Consider the following 7,829-nt stretch of genomic DNA (forward strand, 5'->3'; position numbering starts at 1 on the left):
GAGATATCATCAATTATGAAAAAAGCGATTTTAAGTGTTTCAGACAAAACTGGTATTGTTCAATTTGCACAATCACTCGTTGAAGCAGGTTACGAACTGTATTCAACAGGTGGCACTTTCCGTGCGATTGACGAATCAGGTGTGAAAGTGACATCCGTTTCTGAACTGACACAATTTGAAGAAATTATGGACGGTCGTGTGAAAACATTACACCCAGCTGTTCATGGCGGTATTTTAGCAGATCGTGACAAACCAGAACATCTTGAGCAATTAAAAGGTCAAAATATTGATTTAATCGATATGGTCGTTGTGAATCTATACCCATTTAAAGAAACAGTGAAAAACCCAGACGTGACTGAAATGGACGCGATTGAAAACATTGATATCGGTGGTCCGACGATGTTACGTGCAGCAGCGAAAAACTTCAAACATGTCACAACGATTGTTGATCCAACTGACTATGATGAAGTGATTCAACGCATTCAAAACGATACATTAGATGAAACATACCGCAAGTCATTAATGATTAAAGTATTCCAACATACATTTGAATATGATCAAGCCATTACACAATTTTTCGGTCATCAACTCGAACAATTACGTTACGGTGAAAATCCGCAACAATCTGCGCAATTTATCCGTACATCTACAGCGAAAAATACGATTGCTGGTGCGACACAATTACACGGCAAACAATTGAGCTACAACAACATTAAAGATGCAGATGCGGCATTAAGTTTAGTGAAACAATTCGAACAACCTGCAGCAGTCGCAGTAAAACATATGAACCCTTGTGGTGTGGGGACAGGTGAAAACATTCATGAAGCGTATACACATGCGTATGAGGCGGACAATCAATCTATCTTTGGTGGTATTGTCGCATTAAACCGTCCTGTCACTGCTGAACTAGCAGAAGACTTACATGCGATTTTCTTAGAAGTGGTCATTGCACCAAAATTCGAACAAGCAGCGTTAGATATTTTACAACAGAAGAAAAATATTCGTTTACTTGAAATTGAAATGACGGAAGAAGCAGATACAACTGAATTTGTATCGGTATCAGGCGGTTACTTAGTTCAAGACAAAGACCGTTTTGATGTGGCCCAAGCTGACATGAAAGTTGTTACAGATGTTGAGCCAACGAAAGCACAATGGGAAGCGTTGTTACTGGGCTGGAAAGTTGTCAAATCTGTCAAAAGTAATGCCATTGTTTTAGCGAACGATAAACAAACAGTGGGTATCGGTGCAGGTCAAATGAATCGTGTCGGTTCTGCTAAAATTGCGATTGAACGCGCAATTGAAATGAATGACAATGTAGTACTCGCATCAGACGGTTTCTTCCCAATGGGGGATACTGTAGAAACAGCGGCAAAAGCAGGCATTAAAGCCATCATTCAACCAGGTGGCTCGATTAAAGATCAAGATTCTATCGATATGGCGAACCGCTATGGTATTGCGATGGTGACAACAGGCATGCGTCACTTTAAACATTAATGAGGAGGATGTCGAATATGCACGTATTAGTCGTCGGTGGTGGGGGACGTGAACACGTACTCGCACATAAATTGAATCAATCGCCATTGGTTTCACAAGTTTATGCGATTCCAGGTAATGCTGCAATGACAAATGTCGCAGAAGTACACGGTGAAATTGCAGAAACGGATCATGAAGCGATTGTCGCATTTGCAAAAGAAAATGAAGTGAAATGGGTTGTCATCGGTCCAGAACAACCATTGACAGAAGGCCTTGCTGATGCATTAAGCGCTGAACACATTAAAGTATTTGGCCCAAATCAAGACGCCGCTCAAATCGAAGGCTCAAAATCATTTGCCAAACGTCTCATGGAAAAATATGATATTCCAACTGCGACCTACCGTGAAATCGAACAAAAAGACGAGGCACTCGCATATATTGAAACATGTGACTTGCCGATTGTGCTGAAAAAAGATGGACTTGCAGCAGGGAAAGGGGTAATTATTGCTGAAACGCGCGATCAAGCACGTGAAGCGGTAGAGACTTTATACCCTGAGGACAACAGTAAAGTCGTATTCGAACAATTTTTAGAAGGGGAAGAATTTTCGCTCATGACATTTGTGAATGGCGATTATGCAGTCCCGTTCGATACGATTGCGCAAGATCATAAACGCGCATACGATAAAGATAAAGGACCGAACACAGGCGGAATGGGTGCATACTGTCCGGTGCCACATATGAGTCAAAGCGTCCTAGATGAAGCGAATGAGAAAATTGCGCAACCGATTGCCAAAGCGATGCAAGCAGAAGGGCACGACTTCTTTGGTTTATTATACATCGGTGCCATTTTAACGAAGGAAGGCCCGAAAGTGATTGAGTTTAATGCACGTTTCGGTGACCCTGAAGCACAAGTATTATTGACACGCTTAGAAAGTGATTTAATGGCACATATCATTGAATTAGATGAAAAAGCACCGATCAACATGAAGTGGAAAGATGACGCGGTTGTCGGTGTCATGCTCGCTTCAAAAGGGTATCCAGGTGCATACGAAAAAGGCGCAACTGTCACAGGTTTTGAAGACGAGCCAGGCGCGTACTTTGTGAGTGGTTTAACGCATGACGGTGAAAACTATGTCACATCAGGCGGACGTGTCATCTTGGCAATTGGTGAAGGTGCAACAATTGAGGATGCACAACAAGCTGCCTATGCACGAGTAGCAAAAATTGAAAGTGATGGTTTGTTCTATCGTAAAGATATCGCACATAAAGCCATTAAAGCTGAATAAATATAAAAGAGACTAGGAGATTAAGTTTTCCTAGTCCCTATATTTTTATGGACTTACATGTATCTATGATGGTAAAACATCCGGAATTGAGGATGAACTGGTCGCCATCATTAAATGCTTTGGATTGTCTTCATATTAGAAACTTGCCCTCTGTCCCAGTATTTGGAGTATGATTGCCAGAAGGCTGAGACTCTTGAGGGATGAAGTTAAAAACAAGATAACGTCAATTAACTTTGATAGTGGTTGCTGTTTATCGCAGTAGCTGTCTGACTTCTCAATGCGTTCGCTTTTGAGAAGCCTAGTCAGCCTTGCGGGGGCAGTACGACGAAATCTTTGTGACACATGAGATTTCTGTACTGCTCCCAAAATCCACTAACGCTTCAACAAATGTAACAGTTTAATCAAGCGTTAGTTAGTTGAAGGGCCAGCCCCTAAGAAAGGGAAGCCATGAGGGCAATCAAAAACCACAAACCATAAGGAGGGCAAGTTTAGCAAAAATACTGCATCTATAGCATCAAAAATTTTTATGACCTATTCCCTTTCGCTGTTATGGATAGTGTGTTTAACCTAAAACTAAAACTAAAAGCGTAAATCCTTATGATGAGGTCGATGTGGCTGTCATCATAAAGGGGTTTACGCTTTTTTGTTGAACATAAAAATCCCTTTATTGACTTTCAAAAATCAATAAAGGGAAACGATTTCCTTTGCAGATGGAAATAAACGGGAAAGTTAATAGGAAATCTAAACCTGCCTTTTCATATCATCGAGATCATGAAAACGCAAAAACAGTATGTGCTTAGCGTGCATCAGTAATACCAGTGATTGGTAACACTTGTGCCAATGTAAAGGCTAAGATGACAATCACCACTGTAATCATAATAAGAATCAAATCTTTATAACTAAACGGGACATGATAATAATATGTTCGTGGCCCGTCTTTAAAGCCTTTTTTCTCCATTGCAACAGATAAACGATGTGCTTTTCTAATATTCTGACTGAGCAAAGGAATTAACAAATGTTTCAGACGTTTGAAGCCAGAATAGTTGCGATTATCAATCATTTGATAGCGCATTTTTAAGGCATTACGCAGTTGGAAAAGCGACTCTAACATGATTGGTATCATACGAAATGCTGCCATAAAAGCATAAGCCACTTTCGGTTTCACTTTTAAATGTTGCATCAAACTGTAAAAAATCATAATGACTTGTGACGTAAAGGCAATTGACAATCCAAAATAACTCACAGTCATCGTCCGGAATGAGAGGTGCAGTCCTCGTACAAGGCTTTCCGTCGTAATGTTGACGAAGCCGAATTTCAATAACTCATGTTGTCCGTCACCGTAAAAGATCATGAATAATGAGGAGGTGAGAGCGAAAAATGTTGCGACTAATGTGAAGGTCAAAACGACTTTCCACTGTGTTCCAGCAACGAGTAACATATAAATAAGCATCAACGTCGCAAGATAAATCATGACGTCAAAATGGTGAACGAAAATAATGAAGAAGAAGAGTGCGACACCTAAAAATAATTTGGTTACAATATTCACATCATCCATAAAAGTGTGTCGTGTTTTCCAAGATTCAATCATGTGCGCCCCCCCTTAACTTCATAGAGTTTGCCATCTTTAACTTCTATCCGACGAGTAGGGTAACGTTCAATGATATGTGCATCATGTGTGACCATTAATATCGTTTGTCCTTGTGCCACGCGACTCTGGAATAATTCAATTAATTTAAACGTATTATGACTGTCTAAGCCGAACGTCGGTTCATCTAATAAAATAATATCTGCATGCGTACTTAATGCTGTCGCTACACTGAGACGACGCTTTTGTCCCATAGATAATTCAAATGGGTGTTGCCTTGACACATGTTTCAAATCAAGCAATTCTAACATTTCTTCAGTCATCGATTTCGCATGTTCAGGATCCATATGATGATAGTTGACCCATATTTCATCAAACACGCTATTTTGAATAAATTGCAGTTCAGGATTTTGATACACTAAAAACATGTGTTGTGCAGCATCTTTAATTTTAGTTAATTTCTGCCCATCGTAACGCATATTCCCCTTATAGCGTATCAATTGCATCATCGACTCTAACAGCGAAGTCTTGCCCGAACCATTTTTTCCTGTGAGGGTAATCCATTCTCCCGGTCCAATATGTAATGCGTCAACTTCATACAATTGATGACGGCCCCTTTGTATAGCGCCTCGTTCGAATGAAAAATGAAAATTTTGCGTTGTCGCTTGAACGACATGTTGGGGTTTAGGTGCATGAGACCACGCTTTTGGATGCCATACCCCATATTCACTTAACAAATCCTCAAAGTGCGACATAATGTATTCAGGAGTTCCTTGTTGTATTATACGACCTTGATGATCCATCAGTATGACTCGATCAACATGGTGCCAAATATGTTCTACTTTATGCTCGACAATTAATACTGTTTTATCTTTCCACAAATCCTTTAAAAGATTCCACAAATTTTCAGTCGCCTCTATATCCAACATGGCAGTCGGTTCGTCAAGAAACAATGTATCTGCCCCTTGGAGTAAAGTTCCTGCAATAGCGAGTTTTTGCTTCATACCACCACTCAATTGATGAATACGTTGCTTTGGATTTACATCAAGGCCGACATATTGTAACGCTTGTTGTATACGCGCATCCATGTCTTGACGTGGGATTTGTTGGTTTTCTAAAATAAATGCCAATTCTTCATTCACTTGAGGCATACAAAACTGCGAATCGGGGTCTTGGAAAATGACACCTGAATTTTCGGCAATTTCTAAAACATCATATTTCATCGGTAAATCGATTAAATTCGGTACAATACCACTTAACACATTGAGCAATGTACTTTTACCTGAACCAGACGGCCCAAGTAAAAGTACTTTTTCTTTGTCTTTGATTTCTACGTCAATCCCGTCAAAAATTTTATAATCTGCACTCGGGTATTTTAAACGTAAATTTTTAACTTTTAACACGATAGGTCACCCTTACAATGCATCGTAATCGTCTTTGGAAGCAGGACGAAATAGTTTTGTTACACCGGTCTGATCCAACGCCTTAACGAGTAGGTAAGGGAATACACCGGCTAAAATTGCACCACTGATGATACGGAAGCTAATCAGTAAAATTAAATTCCAAGTCGCAACTTCATTTAAATAGCCATAGTACCAATCGATAGGTAAGCTAATAATTGCGGCCGCCATACCTGCTAGAACTGCAACCATTAAGGCACGGGATTTGTAGCGGAAAATGGCAAAAATGATTTCACATGCTAGACCTTGAAGTAACGCGTAAATAATAGTAGGAATATCAAAGCGTCCCATCATTATCGTTTCTCCAGCACCTGCAGCAAATTCAGCCAACAATGCAATTCCCATTTTAGGAATGATGAGATATGCCACTACTGCAGCACTAAACCACATGCCATACATCAATTGATCAAGATGTAAACCTAATGGCTGTAAAGTATTTGTGACAGCCCACCACAAATTATAAATCACTGCAAAGATCACAGATACGAGTACAGTGACGAGGATGTCTGACAACGTTAAGCCTTTTTTCATATGTAAATTCCTCCCAAAAATTAAAAAAATACGCATATCTTAAACTGAAGATAGGCGCATCATGTGCTCATTGATATATGGATAAGCTATCGAAAAGACAGACATGGTCCATCATTCAATATGCAAATCATCATAAAACACTTTCCTACGCTAGTATCATCTAGTTCAGGTTCAAAGGGTTTGAGGTCACACCTCATCTCAGCTTTCACACCCCTAGTGTGCGTATTTAATTGATAATGCCAATGTACACCGAGAATATTGAAAAGTCAAGGTGTCTAACGCGGAATGACTCAATATTTGTAAATCAACAAAGCATTAAAAATGTATATTTTGTAAAAAAGAATAGTGAGTGTATTGTCATATTAAAGATAATGAAAATCATCAAAATGACCTTCAATGCAATGCGTGATATGAGAGAAGGAAAAGTTCATAGTTGATAAAACACGATTTAAGACAGACAATTAAATACACTCTCGTTCAAAAGTGACGACATATAAAAAACGAAATAACAGCTCGAGACACCTGAGGAATGCATCCAATGCTTAAATACAAAATTTTTGTAGCACATAAGTTTTCTGCTTAGCTCTCGAAAACGCACCATGATCATTACCCTAAACCGTGATACAAGAAATTATAAAATTAGAAGTTGTTTTAAATGTTGATGAGGAATGGTTGTGACTTAAGTTTGATTTTGCTTTAATGCATTTCATTTTATCGGTTAAAGTAACGCACTAAAGATTGAAAGAACGATACTAAAAGAGAAGTTAAAATGTCTTTTGATGATAGCTGATTGGAGCGAAACTCCTGAGGCATCGAGCCGAAACCGAAAATCCACCAACGCTTCAACTCATGTAGCGGTTCAATCAAACGTTGATTAGTTGAGGTGAGGCGCCTCGGAACGCGAGACCAATAGAGGCTATCAAAAAAGACTTTCATACTAAAGGGATCAGCATCGTTCGTCAATCTGTAAGAAACATCTCAATGAAACGAGTGATATCGAAATGCTTTAAAGACTAAATGTTTTAAAGACGAAATGCTTTAAACACTGAATGTTTTTAAACGAATAAAAAAGGAACAGGCTACAATCAGCCCATTCCTCAAACATCAAGCACGACTATTCAAAAGTCTTTTGAATATCATCTTTCGTTTTTTCTGCACCATCTTTGGCATCTTGAGTTTTATCTTTCAACTCATTCTCTTTATCTTTCGCTTGTTCTGCAGCTTTTTTAATATCATTTTCAGCCATTTCAAACGCCATCCTTTCAATTAATTTATATCATCACTATTACCTTTATGTGCACAACCTAAACATATGAATTAAATCTATGTCGTCAAAAATAAAATTTTGACATACCGATTTCTTAACACAGAAGAAGTTTAAACGAGTTTGAAATGATTGCAAGTCTAAAAATATGTAATGCTTTTTTTCGTATAAAAATAAATGATTTTTGTTATACTTAATGAATCAATACATAGTAAATGCAACTAATGGAT

6 protein-coding genes and 1 riboswitch are annotated in these 7,829 nt (G+C 38.7%); of the genes, 2 read left to right on the forward strand and 4 right to left on the reverse strand.

Annotated features, from left to right (window positions below; genetic code table 11):
* The first annotated feature begins 15 nt into the window (after positions 1-15).
* A complete protein-coding gene (purH, locus tag CD138_RS05585) occupies positions 16-1,494 on the forward strand; it encodes a bifunctional phosphoribosylaminoimidazolecarboxamide formyltransferase/IMP cyclohydrolase (protein WP_019167832.1) in 1,479 nt (492 codons plus the stop codon).
* A 17-nt stretch (positions 1,495-1,511) separates the two neighbouring features.
* On the forward strand, positions 1,512-2,759 hold the full coding sequence (gene purD / locus CD138_RS05590) for a phosphoribosylamine--glycine ligase (RefSeq protein ID WP_019167831.1): 1,248 nt from the start codon (positions 1,512-1,514) through the stop codon (positions 2,757-2,759).
* Positions 2,760-3,555: 796 nt separating this feature from the next.
* Here the strand turns inward: purD and CD138_RS05595 are convergent.
* The 4 genes from CD138_RS05595 to graF form a co-directional block, all read right to left on the reverse strand.
* Complete coding sequence (locus CD138_RS05595; RefSeq protein WP_019168263.1) at positions 3,556-4,347, reverse strand: energy-coupling factor transporter transmembrane component T family protein; 792 nt, start codon at positions 4,345-4,347, stop codon at positions 3,556-3,558.
* Positions 4,344-5,747, reverse strand: coding sequence for an ABC transporter ATP-binding protein (locus CD138_RS05600; protein ID WP_019168262.1), 1,404 nt, complete (start codon positions 5,745-5,747; stop codon positions 4,344-4,346). The genes CD138_RS05595 and CD138_RS05600 overlap by 4 nt, the downstream gene beginning before the upstream one ends.
* Positions 5,748-5,759: 12 nt before the next feature.
* Positions 5,760-6,335: an ECF transporter S component gene (locus tag CD138_RS05605; RefSeq protein ID WP_019168261.1), complete on the reverse strand. Its 576-nt coding sequence runs from the start codon at positions 6,333-6,335 to the stop codon at positions 5,760-5,762.
* Positions 6,336-6,460: 125 nt separating this feature from the next.
* Positions 6,461-6,560, reverse strand: a riboswitch (TPP riboswitch).
* A gap of 889 nt (positions 6,561-7,449) precedes the next feature.
* Positions 7,450-7,581, reverse strand: a complete 132-nt coding sequence (gene graF, locus CD138_RS14505) for a glycopeptide resistance-associated protein GraF (RefSeq protein ID WP_019168260.1) — start codon at positions 7,579-7,581, stop codon at positions 7,450-7,452.
* Positions 7,582-7,829 lie beyond the last annotated feature (248 nt).

The organism is Staphylococcus intermedius NCTC 11048, from assembly GCF_002902385.1.
GTDB classification, from domain to species: Bacteria; Bacillota; Bacilli; order Staphylococcales; family Staphylococcaceae; genus Staphylococcus; species Staphylococcus intermedius.